Origin of the sequence: Coleofasciculus sp. G1-WW12-02, from assembly GCF_040219735.1 — a bacterium.
Taxonomy (GTDB): Bacteria; Cyanobacteriota; Cyanobacteriia; order Cyanobacteriales; family Coleofasciculaceae; genus Coleofasciculus.
The window spans coordinates 1-20,993 of record NZ_JAVJRX010000028.1; the positions used below are offsets into that span (position 1 = coordinate 1).

Genomic DNA, 20,993 nt, shown 5'->3' on the forward strand with positions numbered 1-20,993 from the left:
GGTTGGTATCTGGTTCACAGCACTGGGTATCAGCACCATGGCATTCAACCTCAACGGATTCAACTTTAACCAGTCGATTCTGGATTCCCAAGGTCGTGTAGTCAACACCTGGGCAGACGTACTCAACCGCGCCAACTTAGGCTTTGAAGTCATGCACGAGCGCAACGCTCACAACTTCCCCTTAGACTTGGCGGCGGGTGAAACCACCCCGGTAGCTCTGACTGCTCCTAGCATCAACGGCTAATCAGAAACAAAGAGGACGGCGCGACTTTCAAGTAACACAGATGCGACTGTTCGCGTCACCTTAACTGAATAAACACCAAAAGCGCTCTCCCATAAAGGGGGGGCGCTTTTTGGTGTTTATCATCCTGGAGCGCAAGAATACCCTCAAACTCCCCGATTAAGATAGAAAAATGAAGCCCACATTTCGCTTTTTTACTTTATCGCGATCGGGGGATTGCGGGATTGCGTTTTTTTTAGCCGTGTCGCAAACGGGGACGGCTTTTGTGTTTGGCTTGCTGAAAGGACGCGATCGCGCGTGCCTCTAATCGCTAATTCACTTAACAAAGCTGGACAATTAATACATACTGAGATAGGCTAATTACCATGGCAAAGTATGTAAAACCTAATGAAGCAGCTAACACTCTGGGGGTTTGTCTGCGAACCCTCAGAAGATGGGAACAACTTGGAAAAATTAAAACGGTCAGAACGCCGTCGGGTCAAAGGCGCTACGATCTCGAAACCTTCATCAAAAAAGAATCCTCGCCAACAGGAGGACGCACCACTGTTATCTATGCTCGCGTTTCGACAAGACCACAAAGAGCAGACCTTGATCGACAAGTTGAACGACTATCAGCACTCTACCCTGGCGCTGAAATTGTTAAGGAAGTGGCAGGAGGACTCAATCTTAGGAGGAAAGGACTCGTCACCCTTTTGGGACGAGTTCTGCGAGGCGATATCGAGACTATTGTGGTTGCCCACAAAGACAGACTGGCAAGATTCGGCTTTGATATCATCGAATGGATATGCGAACAGTTTGAGTGCAAAATCGTGGTTCTCAACCAAGTTAGTCTCTCTCCCCACGCCGAATTGGTACAAGATATCGTCGCAATTCTCCACAGCTTTTCAAGTCGTCTCTACTCCATCCGAAGAATCGAAAACCAAATCAAGCAAGAGCTACAAGCAGAAATCCAGACACCAGAAAAAGGGTAGAAAGCCAAACAAAACGTTGAAGATTAGGGTGTATCCGGAACCCGAATTGCAGAAGAAATGGAAGTCTTGGTTAGCGGCGACGCGGTATGTATACAATAAAGCGATCGCCGCTTTAAAAGACGGTGAAAAAATAACTAGTGCATATTCTTTAAGGGATTATGTAAATGGGTTAAGCTTGCCGGACTGGGTAGCCTCAGCACCATCTCATCCTAAAGAAAACGCAATCTTTGACGCTTGGGACGCTTGGTGGCAAGCAACATCTGCAGGAGGTGAAGCCAGCTTTAGAAGCTGTCGTCAATTGTCTCAAGCCATCAAATTTCACAAGGTAAATTTCAAGAGAAAAACATGGTTTCCGTCTTTGACTAAGGGCTTAAGCTTTAAAGCATCTGAACCAATACCAGAGCAAGTGGAGTTGGCAACGCAACTTGTCAGAGATAGAAAAAGATGGTTTGCTTGTATTCCGGTAATCGAAGAGATTGAACCGAGAATTCTCGACAAGGTAATCGCGCTCGATCCGGGTGTGCGAACGTTTTTGACAGGCTATGATGGAGACTCATTTGTCGAGTTTGGTAAGGCAGACATTGGACGCATCCAAAGATTGTGTTCTCACCTTGACAAACTCATGGGACGTGCAGCTCTAGCTAGCAGAAAACAAAAGCGCTCTTACAAAAGAGCAGCCACAAGGCTGAGAATCAGAATCCGCAATTTAGTTGACGAATGCCACAAACAAGTAGCCAACTACCTAACCCGTCAATACAAAGTCATCCTTCTGCCTACGTTTGAGACATCTCAAATGGTGGTTAAGTCCAAACGCAAGCTGCATACAAAAACAGCTAGACAAATGTTGACTTGGGGACACTACCGTTTTGAGTGCCATCTTAAACAATCGGCAAACAAGCGTGGTGTTGTGGTGATTGATGTCAATGAATCGTACACCTCAAAAACTTGTACAAAATGTGGATTCAATCACAACAAGCTAGGCGGCTCTAAAACATTTAAATGCCCCAACTGTAGTCATGAACATGACAGAGATTGGGGCGGCGCTCGGAACATTATGATCCGGGCTTTGAGGGACGGCTCCTTTGCTTTAGCTATTAATAGTCAAAGCATCGCTATCGCGTATGCCCCGTTTGTTCAGGGTTGTACAGCGTAACACCGTCAGCACGAGCATTAGGACCAAGTATTTTTCAGATTACAAGCCCTCGCTGAAAGCGAGGATTAATGACTCGAAGCATAATCTTGCCTCCGGATTGACCTATAGAAGTTCTGTATCAAGTAGTTGAAGTCCTCTCTCGGCGTCAACTACTGCACACTTACCCTTCGGGTACAGTGTGGGCTGAGAATTTAACCTGTGGACATTGCGGAAAACGGGGTGGCATTTCATAACGCGGTATTTTATCACAAGACTCAAGACTCCAACTAATGAAACGCTTTCTTCGCAAGGCACTGACCCATCTACCTTTGAGTAATCGAAATTCACACCGACACAACCGTCGCTTTACTCAACTCAAACTCCCCTCAACACCAAAAAACCGCTTCCAGCGAAAATATCTAATCCTACTGTTATTACTCGGCTTCACGTTTCCCCTTGCCTTGACCACTACCTTGGCTCAGGCTCAGAGTAATGCCCCAGCTTCCCCCGCGATCACCCCCTCGACTGAGACGTATCGGGAAGGCGCGGTTGATGAGAAGAAAGAACGCTCCAGCCAAGAGTTTGATCTACCATCACCGCACAATCAAGCGCCACAAGTTAAGGCAGCGCCCCAAGGCGACCCTTATGTCTTAGAATTCAACCGTAGCCCAGTCGTCGGCTCTCGCTTCAGCTTGCGGGGTATCTATGACGAAGCACGGCTGGGATTTACCCGTCCCCGCCAATGGAAGATCAAATCCGTCAAGGCCCTGATCCGCTATCGCCATTCCCCGGCTCTCTATGCCACCCGCTCCAATCTGACTGTAATGATTAACGGGGCGACCATTGGCAGTATTCCACTCAGCCAAGAGGAGGGCGAAATTGGCAATGCGGTATTTGATGTGCCGCTATCACAACTCCAGAACTATAACCAAATTACCATTGCCGCGCTGCAAAATAATTCTCCCACTTGTACCCAAGACCCCTACGACCCTTCCCTGTGGACAGAGATTCTGCCTGATTCTAAAATCACCTTTGACTACGACCCCCAACCTATTGCCCTAGACTTTAATCGCTATCCCTACCCAATCTTTGACGAACTCAGCTTAGAACCCAATCAGATTACTTACCTTTTACCGTCTAAAGTTGACCAGACGTGGCTGACGGCAACCAGTCGCTTCCAAGCTTCCTTAGGTCGGCTCGCTGATTACCGCCGCCTGAATACTCGCCTGGTTAAAACGGTTGACGATGTAAAGTTAACTGAACAGTTAGTCATTATTGGTACTCCAGAACAGCAAAGCGCCTTGAAGTCCCTGGCTTTGCCCATGCCGATTAAGGATAATCAAATTCTGGATGAAAAAGAGAAAGCTTTACCGCCCGATGTTGGGGTGTTGATGCTCTCGACTACCCCAGAGGATGTCGCCCCGGTGCTAGTGGCAACGGGTAATAGCGAAGAAGGGGTGAAAAAAGCCATCCAGTTTTTGGTGCAGTCCAAAGACCAAAAGATTGGTACAGGTCAAACTATTTTAGTGAAAGACCTGGATGCTGTGCCTTCAGAGCCGCCCCGTGATTGGCCCGGCTATTTGCCCCTGGCAGAGGAATTTGAACTGTCTGACCTGACAAACCGCAATGGTCAGCCTTTTGAAGATATAACCGTTCGGGGTTCGGATTCACCACCCATTGAATTTGACTTTCGGGCATTACCCGATGACCAATTTGGGTCAGGGAACTCCATGACTCTGGTTTACAGCTATGGACCGCAAATTAATGCCAAAACGTCCTTAGTGGAAGTGAAGCTAGATGATGTCGCCCTGATTGGCAAACGGCTCACGTCCATCAATGGTGGCACTCGCGAGACACTGAAAATTGACCTGCCTGGAGACCGAATCAAACCTACCTCAAAAATCCAGGTCGATTTCCGTCTGGATGCGCGGGAACGGCGTTCCTGTAGCAAGGTAACCGACCAACAGCTCTGGGGTACATTGCATAACGATACCAGTTTTAAACTTAACCGGACAACGTCTGTCCAACTCCCTGACCTAAAACTGCTCACCTTCGGTTACCCCTTTGCCGCACCTCAGGATTTGTCCCAGATGGCAATAGTTCTGCCCAAGACTCCCTCAAAAGGCGATGTGATGACGGCGTTGGAATTTAGTGCCAGATTGGGACGATTGACCAAGGCAGAATCGGTTCAATTTACCGTTTACACCGCCGATATGTTGCCACAAGAGGTGCGTGAAGAATACCATCTAGTAGGGGTTGGCATCGAAAAGGATTTTCCTTTCCCAGAGGTTTTCGCAGCAGGTGGCTTTGAACTGAGGGACGCCCTGACGCGCCAGTTAGACGATAGCGAGATTCAGGCGTCTCCCGATGATGATGGCGTTGTCAAGGAAATTATTTCTCCTTGGAATGACGAACGGGTGCTATTAGCTCTTGCTGCTCAAACGGACAAAGGTCTTGAACAAGTGCAGGATTTGTTGCACAACGATCCTTTATTCTTCCAAATTCAGGATGATACTGTCCTGATTAGTGCCAATTCTGAAGGAGCTGATGCTTATAGCCCAAATGCCTACAACCTTGATTTTTTCAAGCAACAACCGCTTGTAAGTGTGGAAAAAACGCCGCTGCCCAACCGAGTTCTCCGACTGTTGGGGACAAGTTGGTTCCTGTTGGGACCGGCTCTGGTGGCAGCAACGCTGATCCTTTACGCCCTTGTTCAGCTCTATCTCAAGCGGGTTGCTGGTCAGGAGAAATAATGGGGTTTGTCCTGAAGGGCTCTTAAGAACGCTTGAAAAGCGGAGACTGGGTGTAGGGTGTGGGGTGTGGGAAAAATCTCAGCACTATTACAGTAGATTGAGACCCTCGCTCAGTTGTTTGTATTTTTGCCCATAACTAATAACCAATGACTAATAACCCATAACCAATAACCAATGACTAATTCCTAAGGACTAATTCCCGATGACGAGTCCATCCTCAAAAAGTAAGTCGAAGCTCAGTCGTACACGCTTTTGGATTTCGCCACAACAGCGTGAACAATTAACCCATTGGCTGGTAGACCACCTGCCCAACTGCTTTGACCGGATTTTCCAGTGGCTTTCCAACAATCAGATCCTTTTACTAATTGGGTCACTGGTGTTATTGCTCCATCCCTTAATCACGGCTCGTCCGGCAATCTGGCAACAAGCCTTGGTCGCTGCCTTTCTTCTGGTGGTGGGTCGTTTTGCCCTACAGATGGAAGGACAAAAGCCTACTAAAAAAAAGAGTGAGTATATTCATTTATTTTTAGTGTTACTGAGTCTAGTCACCACGGTGCGCTATCTCTATTACCGCGTCAACTATACCCTGAATCTGGATGACTGGATCAATGGCATATTCAGTTTATTGTTATTTGTGGCGGAACTTTATGCCATTGCCACACTGGTTCTCGCTTATTTTCAAACACTCAAAATCAAAGACCGCCAACCCGTTGACCTTTCCCTGTATCCCGAAGATCAGTGGCCCAGTGTTGATATTTATATTCCTACTTATAACGAAGATGTCGAAATTGTCCGCAAAACGACGCTGTGCGCCCTCGCCATTGACTATCCAGCGGACAAAAAAAGGGTGTATGTTTTAGATGATGGCAGAGCCGAAAAGTATAAAGCCCGTCGTGCCGAGTTATACAAAACCTGTGAAGAACTAGGCGCAATTATGTTGACGCGGGATAATAATGACCATGCCAAAGCGGGGAATATTAACACGGCGTTTCGCCGGACAAAGGGCGATTTGGTGTTAATTCTTGATTGTGACCACATGCCCGTCAAACATTTTTTGAAGCATACGATCGGCTTCTTTTTTGATCCCCAGGTGGCTTTTGTCCAGACGCCTCACTGGTTCTATAACCCTGACCCGTTTGAGCGAAATTTGCTCACTAAGGGTAAGATTCCGGTGGGTAACGAATTGTTTTATAAGGTACTGCAAAAAGGGAATGACTTTTGGAATGCGGCGTTTTTTTGTGGTTCAGCGGCGGTAATTCGCAAAGAGTACGCGCTGCAAATCGGTGGGATTGCTACAGAAACGGTGACGGAGGACTGTCACACGGCATTCCGGCTGCATTCGCTGGGGTATAAGTCTTTCTACTACGACAAAATTATGGTCGCGGGTTTAGCGCCGGAGAAATTTTCGGCTTATGTGGGTCAACAAGTGCGTTGGGCGCGGGGTATGGCTCAGATTCTGCGCTTGGAGAATCCGCTAATCAACCCGAAACTGAATTTGACGATTCCCCAGCGGATTTGTTATTTCAGTGCCACATCGCACTTTTTCTATGGCTATCCTCGCCTGATGTATGCTCTGGCGCCGCCGCTATTTTTATTGTTTGGGATTAACTCGGTTAAAGGTTTGGGGCTAGAAACTCTATTTTATGCGCTGCCTCACATTGTTCTGTCGATGCAGACTAACCACATTCCTTACAAGCATGTGCGCTTTTCCTTCTGGAACGAGATTTTTGAGTTTGCCATGTCATTCCAGGCGGGGATTGTCACTCTTTTAGCTGTAGTGAATCCCGGACTTGGTTCGTTTAATGTGACCGATAAAGGGCTTTCGGTGACCAAGCGCAGCTTTGATTTTGAGTCGGTGCGGTATTTGGTAATTGTCAGTGCGATTGCTTCGGCATCCTTGCTTACTTTACCTTTTTGGTTAATTCTTAGTCCAGAAGATACTCAGGCGGTTCTAATTAATGCTCTGTGGTGTATCTTTAATTTGTTCTTGCTATTAGCAGCGGTTCTGGTGGCATTCGAGCAACCCCAACTCCGACGGGCGCACCGTCTGCAACGAAACTTAACCGCGATTATTCATAGTGGGGGTAGCCGTTGGACGGGGATGACAGTTGATGTGAGTGAAACCGGTGCCCAGATTCTGCTGGATGAGTGGCCTAATATTCCGGATGAAGTCAAGATTGAGTTGGTGGGAGACTACGGGGCGCGGGTGTTACTGAATGCTCGGGTACTCCGGGCGATCGCGACGAGTAAACTCCAGGCTAAGATTTTTGTTGATTTTATCAATCTTAGCCGCACTCAAATCGATGATCTGACTTTGGTGATTTTTTCGGAGGTGAAGGAGTGGTTTTCCCAAAGCCGCGCCGAGGAGGATAATCCTTGGGAATCCCTCAAGTTTATTGTTACCTCGATTAAGCGCGTCTTCGTGGAATTCCGTCCGGCGATCGCGGAGAAGATGGGTGTCAAAAGCACGGTACGTAAACAAGTTCAGGCTGTGGCGCAGCTTTACTGGGACGGGTGGGAAGGTCACTCTTATACGGCTAGAGTGATGGAAATCGGTACCCAGGATTTAAGATTGGAATTCGATGAACACCATATTTTGAACCTGGAAACCATGCAACAAACCCGACCGCTGATTGGTTTACTGGTGAGTCAAGATAAAGATGCCCCTCAGCCTCAGAGTTTGTTGGCTCAGGTGGAAATGATAGAAGAGTTGGTGCCAACGCCGACAGGAGGGCGATTGGAACAGATTACCAATGCACCGGCTTACCGAATTGCCATGGAGTTAAGTTTTCCGGAATCATTAAAACGACAGCAGCAACCCAAGATTCAACGGCTTTTGAAAACAATTGAATAAATGAATTTCGGGAACTTTTTAGCATAATTTAATATTTATTTGCGGTAGTTTTTTAAAGGATTTTCGGTTTAACCTCAACAGTCATTAAATTATTATACCGGGAAACATAAATAAAGGTGTCCACAATTTCTTTATATAATTATTAAATAATTTATCATCGCTTTACCTAGTTTATAATAAAATTCTGTTAAAATTATGCATAAGAAGTCCTTGCTTTTGTAAATCTACCCTTAACTGGAGATTTTTTTGTTGCCAGAGGATGCATTACCGCTTTTTAGTTTAGCTCTATCTCTTATTGACTTTGAAACAAAGCGAACAAGACAGCTTGCGTGACGAAAGCCAGCATATCTCCATGTTGAGAGCGGACTCTTGATAGACACTCTGACCCATGCTTTTTTGCACAAGCGTGATCTAATTTTAAGTAAAAGAGTCACGCCTGCCCGCTTAGGTGCGATTTTTTTATCACCCCTTCATTTCGGGATGCAGCTACTCCCTGAAGAGAAAACTTTTCCATCGCCGTCCGGGCGATGGAACAGGGATAAAAAAATGCCAAAAGTTCAATAAGGCTGAATTGTTGGTCATTGCTGATCAAGAAGAGTATTTTTCGGCAACCGGAAGCTCTGATTAAACCTTGAAATGCTCTTATTTGAGTGGCAACGTGATTCCGAAGTGAAAAGTACTTTGTAAGGGCGTGAGTCAACAATTCTAGTTGCGACGATTGGATGAGACCCAGGTAGATACACATGAACACCATTTCTATGGCTAGCTACAGATCTTCTCAAAGGCTAAACCCGCTCTCGTTATTAGCACAATTATCTAGTCGTCAGGCTAATGGTTGTTTACAAATATCGAGTGGATCTGTGTCTTGGTCAATCCATCTAGAACAGGGTAAGCTAATCTATGCTTCAGATTCAGTTGATCCCTTCGAGCGGCTTGACCGCCATTTGCGTCAGCTTTCTCGTGAAATTCCGACACTTGTCAGTGCTGTTCGGGTTCAGGTTCGCTTGTTATTTGAGTCCGACTTAGAGAGTCAGTCGAGTCAAAATCCAGATTACCAAGCTATTAACTGGTTAGTCAATCAACAGTATCTCACCTCAGCCCAAGCCGCAACTCTCATCGAGGAACTGGCGGAAGAGGTTATTCGTTCGCTGCTTCCTGTCAGAGAAGGAACTTACCAATTAATGCCTCAAGATAACTTCGGGGATTTGCCTAAGTTCTGTCGCATTGAACTACGAACATTAGTTGAACGCTGTCACGAACAATTGCGACGCCAGCAATCTTCAGAATCCGTCAATGCGGCGTCTAGCGCTCCTCCGAATGCTTCGGCTCAAAATAGCACTCCCACCAAATTAGAGTTAATTCAAAAACCTAGCCAAAATTTAGCCAATAAATCTCCAAACGCTAGTGGCAGTGCGGGTGCAACTCAAACTACTGCCAAGAAAAAAACCACGTACACGATTGCTTGTATTGATGATAGTACAACGGTATTGAATGCGATTAATTCTTTTTTGGATGATAAAAGCTTCTCGGTAGTCATGATTAATGACCCGGTAAGGGCATTAATGCAAGTTGTTCGGATTAAGCCTGACCTGATTTTGCTGGATGTTGAAATGCCTAACTTAGATGGCTATGAATTATGTTCTCTCTTGCGGAAGCATTCGCTTTTCAAGACAACTCCCATCATCATGGTAACAGGTCATACTGGGTTTCTAGACCGAGCCAAGGCAAAGTTAGTCCGAGCATCGGGCTACTTGACCAAACCGTTTAACCAATCCGAATTGCTAAAGATGGTGTTTAAACACTTATCTTAGCTGAGGATGATAATGAATTGATTTTTCATTAATTTATGAGGATAGGTGAGCGATGAGCAAAACTTTAATGGGTACAATTTTGATTGTCGAAGATACTTTGTCGGAACTGGAATTAATGAGCCATTATCTTAGGGAAAGTGGCTATAACGTTATCAATGCAATTGGTGCGAAAGAAGCGCTTAACAAGGTTTTGGAGCAAAAGCCAGACGTAATTGTTACTGATGTAGTTATGCCAGGAATGAGCGGTTTTGAGCTGTGTCGTAGGCTTAAGACTCATCCCGTTACTGAAAAGATTCCCATAGTAATTTGTTCATCTAAAAACCAGGAAATTGATCGCCTTTGGGGGATGAAACAAGGCGCCGATGCCTACCTGACTAAACCCTTTACCCGCGAACAAATTCTACGTGCCATAAAATCAGTCGCTCTGTAGGACAGTCAATCATTTGTCTCTTATCGTTTGTTTATTGGAAAAACCGATAATTCATGACCAATGACTAATGATCCATAAATAAAATTATGCCAGATTTACCCACCCTGACAAACACACTCGCTCTCTTACCGAAAAAAACCCGGCACGCGAAAAATCAGGGAGATACGTACCTTAGGTTTCAGTTAGGTGAAAAAACATCGGCTGTTTTGTCAATGAGTCGGGCGCAGGAAGTTATCGTTTTGCCACCGGGACGACTGACACCGATGCCAAATATGCCCCCCTATGTCTTGGGATTGCTGAATCGGCGTTCTCGCGTTTTGTGGGTGATTGATTTGGGCAAGATGTTAGGGTTACCAGAAGTTCTGACGAATGTTCAGCAATACAGCATCATCATTATCCGCAATAGTTCAGGGTCTTTAGGGCTAGTTGTCCAAACTGTTGAAGGTGTGGTGCGTCTTACACCGGATTCTATTCAATCGCCCCACGGTCAAGTGTCATCGAGTTTGGTTCCCTATTTACGCGGATGTACTTTACAAGATCGAGAAATTTTATTGGTTCTGGATACTGAGGCAATTATGGGTTACGCACAGCGATAAGTAAACAGAATAGAGCGATTGAATTCTTGGCTCCAGATAGCTTTGGTGGGAGTTCGGGAAAAAATGGCTTTTGTTACAATTTTCTATCTCATTGCCAATTTATTATCACACAATGGTGCTTGTTTCATGGTTCAGAAATTCGATACAGCCAGCAATGGTGATAACCAAATTCCAGATACTATCAAGAGTAATAGCGTGAGGGATAATGGCTCCATTTACGGTGCCGACTTCCAGGATAAAATGAATGTGGCTCCGACTTTTCCAGTCAGTGCAACTCCTGCCTCTGTAACCGACGGGTCTGCCAAAACGGGTTCATGGTGGGGGCGACTTTCGTTATCGACCAAAGCCACAGTTTGCGCGGTAACAATTAGCGTCGTCCCCGTCCTCGGAATTGGGGTTATGGACTATGTTGTGGTTAACCAAACTATTAAGCAAGAAATCGCAATAGACAAGTCGAGCAAAACTCTGTCAAACCTGCTGTGGGGAACGGGTATAACGGCTTTGTTAGCGGGTATTGTCGCTGTGTTACTGGCTAAACGTGCTGTTGAACCAATTCTTGAGGCTTCCAGCGCTGTCCAGAAACTGGCTCAAGGGGATTTGGATACCCGTCTCCGTGTCGCAGGAGAAGACGAACTTGCCAGTTTGGGTTCTAATATTAATCGCATGGTTTCTCAAGTTCAGACACTTCTGGAAGAGCAAAAAGCGTCCGCCCTGGCGCTACGAACCTATGCTGAAACGGTCAATGCGGCGAGTCGAGGGGATAAGCAATTTCTATTTGATCGGGCGGTTACGGAAGCTAAAAAACAACTCAATGCGGATCGGGTGGTAATCTATGGGTTTGAACCGGACTGGAGTGGCAGTATTGTTGCTGAATCCGTTGATCCCGGTTGGCCCAGGGCGCTGATGGACAAGATTACAGACCCCTGCATTCCCCGAAAAATTCTAGAAGAGTATCGCAAAGGGCGGGTTGTCCCGACATCTAACGTTCAGCAAACGGGTTATTCTCCAGCTCACCTTCAGCTATTAGCCCGACTTTCGGTCAAATCTAATTTGGTTGTGCCTATTGTATCGGGTAACGTTCTGATTGGTCTATTGGTTGCCCATCAATGCGCCAATACCCGCGTGTGGCAACCTTCGGAAATCGATTTCCTCAAAGAATTAGCGACCCAAGTCGGTCTTTCATTAAGTAGTATTACTCTGGCGTCATCAAAAGCCGCTGAAGCTGAACGTGTGCAGCGCTGGAATGATATTATTCCCCGGATTCGCCAGTCGCTTAAAGCTGAAGAGATTCTGGAAATGGCTGTAACGGCGGTTCGTGAAGCACTTTTGACAGATCGCGTGTTGATTTTCCGCTTTGATGATACCAACAGTGGTACATTTGTTTCAGAAGCCGTAGCCCCCGGTTGGAGCAAAGTTCGGGGACAATCCTTTAAAGCGACAGCAAACGACGGGGATATGGCTCAAGCCTACAGCGATCGACAGGTTCGTATCGGTGATAACCTTGATGATACGAAAAGCAGCGATTGGGAATACACCATGCTCTCGGAACTGTCGGTTAAAGCTTATATGATGGCACCGATTATCCGAGAGGGTAAAGTCTATGGCTTACTCTGTGGTCACCAGTGTTCCAAACCCCGCATCTGGCTAGAGGCAGAAACGGATCTATTTTCCCAAATTGCTGACCAAATTGGCTTTGCCCTCGACCAAGCGGCGCTGTTGGAACAGCAAGCAACTGCTACTGAACTGGCTGAGCAACTCAACGATATTACCTCTAACATTCGGGAGTCGTTCAATGTTGAAGAAATCTACGAGGCGGCGATTACAGGTGTGCGCCAAACTCTAGACACCGACCGAGCTATTGTGTATCTGTTTGATGCTAACTGGCAAGGCACTATCGTGGCTGAATCAGTGGGTCGCACCTTCCCCAAAGCTCTGGGTGCCAATATTGCTGACCCCTGTTTTGCTGACAAATATGTGGAAAAGTACAAGCGGGGTCATGTCAGTAGCAATGAAAACATTTATGAGGCAGACTTGAATCAATGTTACCTTGGTCAGCTCGAACCCTTCAAGGTTAAGGCGAATTTGGTCGCGCCGATTCTGGCAGAGGGGAATTTACTGGGACTTTTGGTTACTCATCAATGTTCAAGTTCGCGCCGCTGGCAGGAGGCAGAAATTAATTTCTTTAAGCAGGTGGCGATTCAAGTGGGTTTTGCCCTTGATCAAGCTAATCTGCTGGAACAGCGGGAACAAGCCCGGATTGAGGCGGAGTTGGCATCTCAAGAACAGCGCCAACAAAAGGAATCTCTCCAGCTTCAGCTTTTAGAGTTGCTTTCTGATGTGGAAGGTGCTGCCCGAGGGGATTTGACTGTGCGGGCGGATGTGACTGTGGGTGAAATTGGCACGGTTGCTGACTTTTTTAATGCTGTGATTGAAAGTCTGCGGGGAATTGTTACAAGCGTGAAAACTGCCGCGACTCAGGTGAATACGTCCTTAGGTGAAAATGAAGGGGCAATCCGTCAACTGTCGGAGGAGGCGCTTAAACAGGCGGAGGAAATCACTCGTACTCTGGATTCGGTTGAGCAAATGACTCGTTCGATTCAACAGGTGGCAGAGAATGCCCGTCAAGCGGCGGCTGTGGCTCGCACTGCCTCAACGACGGCTGAAGCCGGGGGACTGGCTATGGATCGTTCGGTGAAGAATATCCTCAATTTGCGGGAGACTGTTGCAGAAACTGCCAAAAAAGTCAAGCGTTTGGGTGAATCGTCCCAACAGATTTCTAAAGTGGTGTCTTTGATTAACCAAATTGCCCTGCAAACGAACTTATTGGCGATTAACGCTGGGATTGAGGCTGCCCGAGCGGGGGAAGAAGGTCAAGGGTTTGCTGTGGTTGCTGAAGAAGTTGGGGAATTGGCGGCTCGCTCAGCTGCAGCGACACGAGAGATTGAACAGATTGTGGAGAATATTCAACAAGAAACGGCGTCTGTGGTTGAGGCGATGGAATTGGGTACGTCTCAGGTGGTGGAAGGGACTCATCTGGTTGAGGATGCTAAGCAGAGTTTGAGTCAAATTTTAGAGGTGTCTCGCCAGATTGATCAGTTGGTGCAGTCGATTTCGACGGCTACGGTGTCTCAAGCGGAAACTAGCCAAGCGATTACTGAGTTGATGAAGGATATTGCTCGTCTTTCTGAACGCACGTCGAATTCGACTCGTCAAGTAGCTAGCTCTCTCCAAGATACTGTGGGGATTGCGGAGGAATTGCAGGCATCTGTGGGTGCGTTCAACGTTGGTACAGAAGGGTAAAGTTACAAAACTTTACACTTCATACTCTATAAGATATGTTTCTACCATGTCACAGGACAAGGAACTTGAAATTCAGCTCCAGTTTCTCGAAGAAGCCCAGGATTATTTGGACACCATTGAATCGGCACTCCTGGGTTTAGCTGGGAACCATATAGAGAGTCAGCAAATGGATTCGATTTTGCGGGCGGCTCATTCGGTTAAGGGGGGTGCGGGAATGATGGGGTATCAGACGTTGAGTCATCTAGCTCACCGTCTGGAGGATTCGTTTAAGGTGATGAAGGTTCAGAGGAATTCCTTGAATGTGGATGCTGAACTTGAGGGTTTGTTGTTGGGGGCGGTGGATCGTCTCTCCAGCGTGCTTTCTCTTAATCGCCAGGGAACGGATGCTGACCCTGATTGGGTTTCGACTCAAGCGACGCCGGTTTTTGATCAGCTACATGAACGCCTGGGTGATCCGGTTGAGGAAGACGCCAACAGTATGCTGGGGGCGGAAGATGGTACGAATGTTGCGGCTTTACTGTTTGAAACTGAGGTGGAGGGGTGTCTGGCTCGGTTGGAATCGGTGGTGGAAGACCCCCAAGCGCCTTGCTTAGAGGAAGAGGTTTCGATTCTTGCCCAAGAGTTGGGGGGGTTGGGCGAGATGCTACAGCTAGAGGCTTTTAGTAGCTTGTGTGAGTCGGTGGTTCAAAGCCTGGAAGCTGCTCCCAATCAGGTTCGAGAGATTGCTAAGGCGGCGCTTCAAGCTTGGCGGCGATCGCAAGCGCTGGTTTTGGTGAATCAAGTTGGTAGTTTGCCGACTCATATCGAAGTGCCGGGAGTTGTTGTAACACCGACGCCTGCTACTGAGTTGGTGGAAGAGGATTGGGTTGCTGAATTTGACAGTTATAGCTCAGAGTCCCAATCTGTTGAAGAAGTGGGAACGGCGGCTGAGTTTGACTATAATCCAGACACTGAGTTTGTGGAAGCGGCGGGAACGGCGGCTGAGTTTGACTATACCTCAGACACTGAGTTTGTGGAAGCGGCGGGAACGGCGGCTGAGTTTGACTATACCTCAGACACTGAGTTTGTGGAAGCGGCGGAAACGGCGGCTGAGTTTGACTATAATCCAGATACTGAAGCTGCCGAACCGTTGATTAGTGACGAGGGTATTTTTGAGCCAACGGCTACAACGTCCTATTTCGGCTCTCTGTCGAGAACTGTCGATCGCGATGCTGGCGTGGAAAGAGCCGGTGAGGTGAGATGGCAAGAGGTGAAAGCCTCGTCGAATCAAGCAGAAAGAGCGACTAAAGATTCTCCAGAAAATACAGTCCGTATTCCAGTTCGACAACTGGATCGGCTTAACGATCTGTTTGGAGAACTGACCATTGAGCGTAATGGTCTTAGCTTACACTTGGCTCGTTTGCGTACTTTGATGGAAAAACTTAGCCGCCGAGTTAACCATCTGGAACAATCGAATGTTCGCCTGCGTACCACCTATGATACTGTTGCCACAGGGGTCAGTTCTGTGCCAGCGGGGTTAAAATCCCTGGTGAATTCTCTGGCGACAAAACCGGGCGGTTCATGGCGTCCGACACCGGTGCAAAATTTGACGGGTTTCCCTGAGGAGAATGCTTCAAGTGGTGAACATGGGGAGAGTCTGGCAGATATCAGTAGCGCTTTTGATGCTTTGGAGATGGATCATTACAGCGACTTACACTTGCTGTCGATGGAAGTGATGGAAACGATTGTCCAGATTCAAGAAGTCACGTCTGATATTGAACTGAGTCTGGAAGATACTGACGGGACGGTTCGCGAACTTAACCAAACGTCTAAGCAGCTACAAACGAATCTGACTCGGGTTCGGATGCGTCCTTTGTCGGATTTGGTGGGGCGATTTCAACGCGCTTTACGGGATCTGGCGTTACAGCATGGGAAAGAGGTTGAACTTAAGGTTTCTGGGAAGGGGACTCTGATTGATCGCAGTATTTTGGAGGCGCTCTCAGATCCGTTGATGCACCTGGTTCGCAATGCGTTTGACCACGGGATTGAGAAACCTGATATTCGTCAGTCTCAAGGGAAACCGGCTCAGGGGACGATTGAAATTAAAGCGGCTCACCGGGGGAACCAGACGATTATTACGATTAGTGATGATGGGAATGGGATTAACCTGAATAAAATCCGGGCAAGGGCTGAACAAATGGGGTTGGATGCGGAACTGCTGGCGGCGGCGAGTGAGGATGAGTTGCTCTCGCTTATTTTTGAACCCGGTTTTAGCACCGCCGAACGGGTGACTGACCTGTCGGGTCGAGGTGTCGGGATGGATGTGGTGCGTAATAATCTTAAGCAAATCCGGGGGGATATCCGGGTAGATACTCAACCGGGTCAGGGGACAACCTTTACGCTCACGGTACCGTTTACCTTGTCTGTGGCGCGAGTTCTATTGGTTGAGAGTAATCATACCATGTTGGCATTTCCCACGGATGTGATTGAGGAAATGCTTTTACTTGATGATGAGCAGATTTTGACGACTCCGGGTAGTGAGGTTCTTAAGTGGGAAGAGGAGATGATTCCTCTGATTCGTTTAGGTGCGTGGTTAACGTTTAATTGCTCCCGTAAAATAACGACTCCTGAAGGTGTACCTAGTATTAGTGAGCCAACGGTGCTGATGATTAGTCCTAGTGATCAGTTGATTGCATTACAGGTGGATCGTTGTTGGGGTGAGCAGGAGGTGGCGATTCGCCAAGTGGAAGGTCCTCTTTCTATGCCTTCTGGGTTTGCTAGTTGTACAATTCTTGGTGATGGTAAGGTTGTGCCGCTGGTGGATGCGGCTTCATTGCTGCGCTGGATGAGGAGTGAGCGCACGCCGGACACGGAAGGGTCTCTGGTGGAGCAATTGCCTCAACTGGATGCGCCTAGTCGTGATCGTCCACTCAATGTGGCGACGCCTCAACCCCAGAGAGATACGGTTCTGGTGGTTGATGATTCGATAAATGTGCGCCGATTTTTAGCGTTGGCTTTGGAAAAGGCTGGGTATTTGGTGGAACAAGCCAAAGATGGTCAAGATGCTGTGGAAAAACTGTTGGGTGGATTACAAGTACAAGCGGTTATTTGTGATATTGAAATGCCTCGCCTGGATGGTTATGGCTTTTTGGCTCGGATCAAATCTGACCCGGCTTTCAGCAATTTACCTGTTTCGATGCTGACCTCTAGAACTGGGGAGAAACATCGCCAGTTAGCGATGACTTTGGGTGCAAGTGGCTATTTTTCTAAGCCTTACAATGAGCGTGAGTTATTAGATACTCTAGAGCAGTTAATTCGGGGCAAGGTTCCGGTTTAAAAAAGGTGAGGGAGTTTTGAGTTTTGAGTTTTGAATGTTCCAGACGTGCCATGGCGCGTCTTGACCCAACGCTCCCTTATCTCCCCTATCTCCCTCATCTCCCTTATCTTCCTCATAATTTATAATTCATTATTCCGACTATGGCTGTTTTTTCTCCGCTTTCTTCCCGACGATCTACCAATCGCAAGCCTCAACCGACTCAACAGTTAATTGTTTTTCGCCTTTATACGGAAGGTTTTGCTTTGCCGATTCGAGCTGTGCAAAAAGTGATTCCTCGGGGCAAAATTTATGGCGCCCCCCAGGGGGGAGCTGTGGGGTTAACTCTTTATCAAGACCAAGAGTTACTGGTGATTGATGTAGACCATCGGATATTTAAGGGGGCTGAACCGCCAAAGTTATCGCTTAGTTCTAGTCAGAGGGACGCGGCGGAATCTGCAAGAACAGCATCGGAGAAATGGGAGGATGATACTGAGCAACGTTACCTGCTGATTGTGCAGAACCGAGCTGGCAAAATTGTGGGGTTACCGATTGATTCGCCGCCTTCGTTACAGCGTGTTCCTGAGTCGGCGTTTAAGCCGTTAACGGCGGATTATATGGCTCAGGGGAATCTTCGCTGTGTGAGTGCTTTGGTGAGGCAAAATCCAGAAGACCCGCCGCTATTTTTGCTCAATCCGGAGCAGTTGATTCAGTCTCAACAGACTTTGTTGCCAGGAGGAAATTGAGGTTACCCTATGAACAAATTTCCTCAGTAAGCCAGTCGGGTGAAATTCCGGTGATTCCGGCGGAATCCGCTCTCACTCGTCGAAAATTTTTTATCCCACTACATTATATTTTGGAATCATAATAAAAAATTTTTCCGCTCCTATTTTCCACCTCACCGGAAAAATTCATTGATAATCTTTACCAACTGCTCACAGTGAAAGTTGAGCTTGTTGACAGGTGATGCATCCATGAAACGAAATCGGCAAAGTGTACTGAGAGTGGGTACGTAATCAGTAGGGATTGAGTCATACTCAGACAATAGCCCAACTTCCCTTTTCGGCAAAGTTTTTTGCCCGTTCTTCAGTTAAGCCTTCTGAAGGAGCGAGGTCGTAATTTGATAAACCCACAATATTTCAGATTTGTCAAACTTTTCAGACGAAGCAATTTTATATAACTTATATAAGCGAGAGGAATCCGAGCCAAGCCGTGAAATAGTGTTAAAAGCTAAAACACTGGATGGGCAAGGGTTTCAGGATTGGGTTGCTTCGGGTGTCAACAACCCTATATTTACGCCAAGAAGCCATCAATGCATCTAGACTTCTCATTGTCCCAAGCTGCTTAAACAGAACTCAGGTTAGAGTAATCAAAGCTGTTATCAGCATTTGATTTTGCTCATTAGTGCCGATGCTAATGCGAAGTTTATCTTCTAAGCCAGGCTGATTGAAGTAGCGCACCAAAATCCCCTGCTCCTTTAGTGCTAGATAGATTTGTTCTGCATTACCCTGGGGCGGTTTTGCCAACAGGAAATTAGTTTGAGAAGGCCACAACTGGAAGCCTAATTGCTTGAGAGCTACTGCCAACTGGGCCCGCGATCGCTTTACCTTTGTGGCACATTCATTTTTATAGGCTTGGTCGCGCATCGCCGCCGCACCGACCGCACAAGCAATTGCATCAATGTTATAGCTATCTTTCACCTTAAACAGCCCAGCTAATAACTTTGGATTAGCAATTCCAAAGCCCAAGCGTAAACCTGCTAGCGAGTAGCCTTTAGATAGTGTTCGCAGTACAATTACGTTCTCGAATTCTTCAACTAACGGCAAGGCGGTTTCTGCCGCAAAATCAACGTAAGCTTCATCAATCACTAAAACACTAGACAACCTTGAAGCCAATTGTCGTAGCTGGGCGCTTGCAACAACATGCCCGGACGGGCTATTGGGTGAGGCAATAAACGTTACCACACCCTTGGCTGCCACCAGTTCTTCAATTGGTAAACAGTAGTCCTCTGGATAGGAAATTTCAATATTCTCTGCTGACTGCATCTGCGTTAACGTGCGATATAGCACGTAAGTTGGCACGGGATATACCACCTTACGCCCTGGCTCTGCACAAGCACGTACCACTAAATTCAGTACTTCATCACTACCATTCCCAACGATTATCCAGTCAGCAGGAACTCCTAGTGCTTCGCTTGCCGCTTGACGAAACTCCGAGGCATAGGGATCTGGGTAGCGTCGCAACCATTCACTATCCAAGTTTCGCAGCACTTCTATCGCAGCAGGTGAAGGTGGATAGGGATTTTCGTTAGTATTGAGCTTAATGATTTTTGTCCCAGGCTTTGGCTGCTCGCCGGGGATGTAGCCAACCATTGCATCAATGCTTGGGCGCAGGTATGGACAGGCTAGCCCTGCTTCACTTTTTAGTTTGTTACTATCCAATTTCATTCAACTGGTTGTTTTAACTGTCAAGGCCGCCAATCGGCTCATCTCTAAGTATTTGCCAGTACGTTCATTCCAGTCCTTTAGCGGCATTAGAGCTATCAGGTCATTGATTCTTGATGCTACCTCTAAGGCTTCATCCTTATCTCCTCAAGAGAGTCAGCCCGATCGCGATCGCGGCTTAACAGTTTTCGCGGAAGTCCTCACCCTCAGTGATAGCAGGGTGAGGATGGACAGCAGGAAATCGGAGGCACGGAGATTTCCAAATCATCTTAACGCACTGAGTCCTTTGTAGTACAATGAGAATAGCTTACCTAGGTCTACCTTCTAAGGCATGGGAAGACAGATGGTTGAGTCAGGTGTGATAGAGATGTAGTCCTTGCGCGTTAATGAACTCGACCACCGTTCGCTTTTAGCGTCCTCCAAAAGAATAGCGCAAGATGCCTATTAGCATTATTCGGTTAGAACTCTAACCACAAACCGCTGTCATCCAAGCGGACTAACAAAATATACTGCCTTTGGAAGACGGGCGGCTGCCTGTGGACGCCCTTGTAAGACCATCACGCCTATTGAGTTCTGGACTTTTCCCAAAAAAAAGTACCCAACGTGGCATCGGCGGATGAAGCGGGAAATCCCAAAGACGAATAAGACCGTCCTTGCTTGCTAGTTGGAAGCCCCAAATAAGAGCGAAGCAAGTTGGGGTACTTCACCCATGCCGTTAACACTTCATCGCGTCCATCAGGCAGCGGGATGGCTTGCCCATTCTCATCGATTAAGAGCTTACCCTGGCAATCCTTCCGAAAAGAAGGAGCCGCAGCGCCATAAACATACTGCCTATTATCTCGGCTTCCCTCCCTCCTCAGCCGGGGGAGCTTGTACCCAATCAAGCCCAGTAGCTTCTGTGCGATCGCCCAAACTATAACTAAAACTTATCGATGCATTCAGGAACGCTAATCCTCATTTCCTTTACAAACCTTAATGTTCTCTGTAAAGTAGTAGACATAATCATTCATTTGACTTAACAAGTCGATAGCAATTATCCGAACCATGACAACCACATTACAACGTCGCGAATCCGCATCCTTGTGGGATCGGTTCTGCGAGTGGGTCACCTCCACCGAAAACCGCCTGTATATCGGCTGGTTTGGTGTACTGATGATCCCAACTCTCTT

General features: G+C 47.1%; 13 protein-coding genes and 2 pseudogenes. 14 read left to right on the plus strand and 1 reads right to left on the minus strand.

Annotated elements, in window-relative coordinates; genetic code table 11:
• From RID09_RS03625 to RID09_RS03680, 12 genes and pseudogenes are all read left to right on the plus strand, one after another.
• Positions 1–244: pseudogene (locus RID09_RS03625) on the plus strand (photosystem II q(b) protein); the annotation flags it as partial.
• A 169-nt stretch (positions 245–413) separates the two neighbouring features.
• Positions 414–548, plus strand: coding sequence for a hypothetical protein (locus RID09_RS03630; RefSeq protein WP_446334588.1), 135 nt, complete (start codon positions 414–416; stop codon positions 546–548).
• Positions 549–606: 58 nt separating this feature from the next.
• A complete protein-coding gene (locus tag RID09_RS03635; RefSeq protein ID WP_446334589.1) occupies positions 607–1,212 on the plus strand; it encodes an IS607 family transposase in 606 nt (201 codons plus the stop codon).
• A gap of 16 nt (positions 1,213–1,228) precedes the next feature.
• The gene (locus RID09_RS03640; RefSeq protein WP_446334590.1) at positions 1,229–2,365 is read left to right on the plus strand and encodes an RNA-guided endonuclease InsQ/TnpB family protein; all 1,137 of its coding nucleotides are present in this window, start codon (positions 1,229–1,231) and stop codon (positions 2,363–2,365) included.
• Positions 2,366–2,634: 269 nt separating this feature from the next.
• Entirely contained in the window at positions 2,635–5,097 is a 2,463-nt protein-coding gene (locus RID09_RS03645) for a cellulose biosynthesis cyclic di-GMP-binding regulatory protein BcsB (protein WP_446334591.1), read from the plus strand.
• A gap of 202 nt (positions 5,098–5,299) precedes the next feature.
• Positions 5,300–7,951, plus strand: coding sequence for a glycosyltransferase (locus tag RID09_RS03650; RefSeq protein ID WP_446334592.1), 2,652 nt, complete (start codon positions 5,300–5,302; stop codon positions 7,949–7,951).
• A 743-nt stretch (positions 7,952–8,694) separates the two neighbouring features.
• Positions 8,695–9,762 (plus strand): response regulator, encoded by a 1,068-nt coding sequence (locus RID09_RS03655; protein ID WP_446334593.1) that lies wholly within the window; start codon positions 8,695–8,697, stop codon positions 9,760–9,762.
• Between the two features lie 52 nt (positions 9,763–9,814).
• Positions 9,815–10,192 carry a response regulator gene (locus tag RID09_RS03660; RefSeq protein ID WP_446334594.1) on the plus strand — a complete coding sequence of 126 codons (378 nt, stop codon included), beginning with the start codon at positions 9,815–9,817 and terminating at the stop codon, positions 10,190–10,192.
• An 86-nt stretch (positions 10,193–10,278) separates the two neighbouring features.
• Complete coding sequence (locus tag RID09_RS03665) at positions 10,279–10,788, plus strand: chemotaxis protein CheW (RefSeq protein ID WP_446334595.1); 510 nt, start codon at positions 10,279–10,281, stop codon at positions 10,786–10,788.
• Positions 10,789–10,851: 63 nt separating this feature from the next.
• Positions 10,852–14,088, plus strand: a complete 3,237-nt coding sequence (locus RID09_RS03670) for a GAF domain-containing protein (protein WP_446334596.1) — start codon at positions 10,852–10,854, stop codon at positions 14,086–14,088.
• Positions 14,089–14,134: 46 nt separating this feature from the next.
• The gene (locus tag RID09_RS03675; RefSeq protein ID WP_446334597.1) at positions 14,135–17,404 is read left to right on the plus strand and encodes a response regulator; all 3,270 of its coding nucleotides are present in this window, start codon (positions 14,135–14,137) and stop codon (positions 17,402–17,404) included.
• 140 nt (positions 17,405–17,544) lie between these two features.
• Entirely contained in the window at positions 17,545–18,126 is a 582-nt protein-coding gene (locus tag RID09_RS03680) for a chemotaxis protein CheW (protein WP_446334598.1), read from the plus strand.
• Positions 18,127–18,735: 609 nt separating this feature from the next.
• Here the strand turns inward: RID09_RS03680 and hisC are convergent.
• Positions 18,736–19,821: a histidinol-phosphate transaminase gene (gene hisC, locus RID09_RS03685; RefSeq protein ID WP_446334599.1), complete on the minus strand. Its 1,086-nt coding sequence runs from the start codon at positions 19,819–19,821 to the stop codon at positions 18,736–18,738.
• Positions 19,822–20,533: 712 nt separating this feature from the next.
• On the opposite strand from hisC, the gene RID09_RS03690 reads away from it, so the two are divergent.
• Both RID09_RS03690 and RID09_RS03695 read left to right on the plus strand, forming a co-directional pair.
• Entirely contained in the window at positions 20,534–20,743 is a 210-nt protein-coding gene (locus tag RID09_RS03690) for a hypothetical protein (RefSeq protein ID WP_446334600.1), read from the plus strand.
• Between the two features lie 125 nt (positions 20,744–20,868).
• Positions 20,869–20,993, plus strand: a pseudogene (locus RID09_RS03695) (photosystem II q(b) protein); the annotation flags it as partial.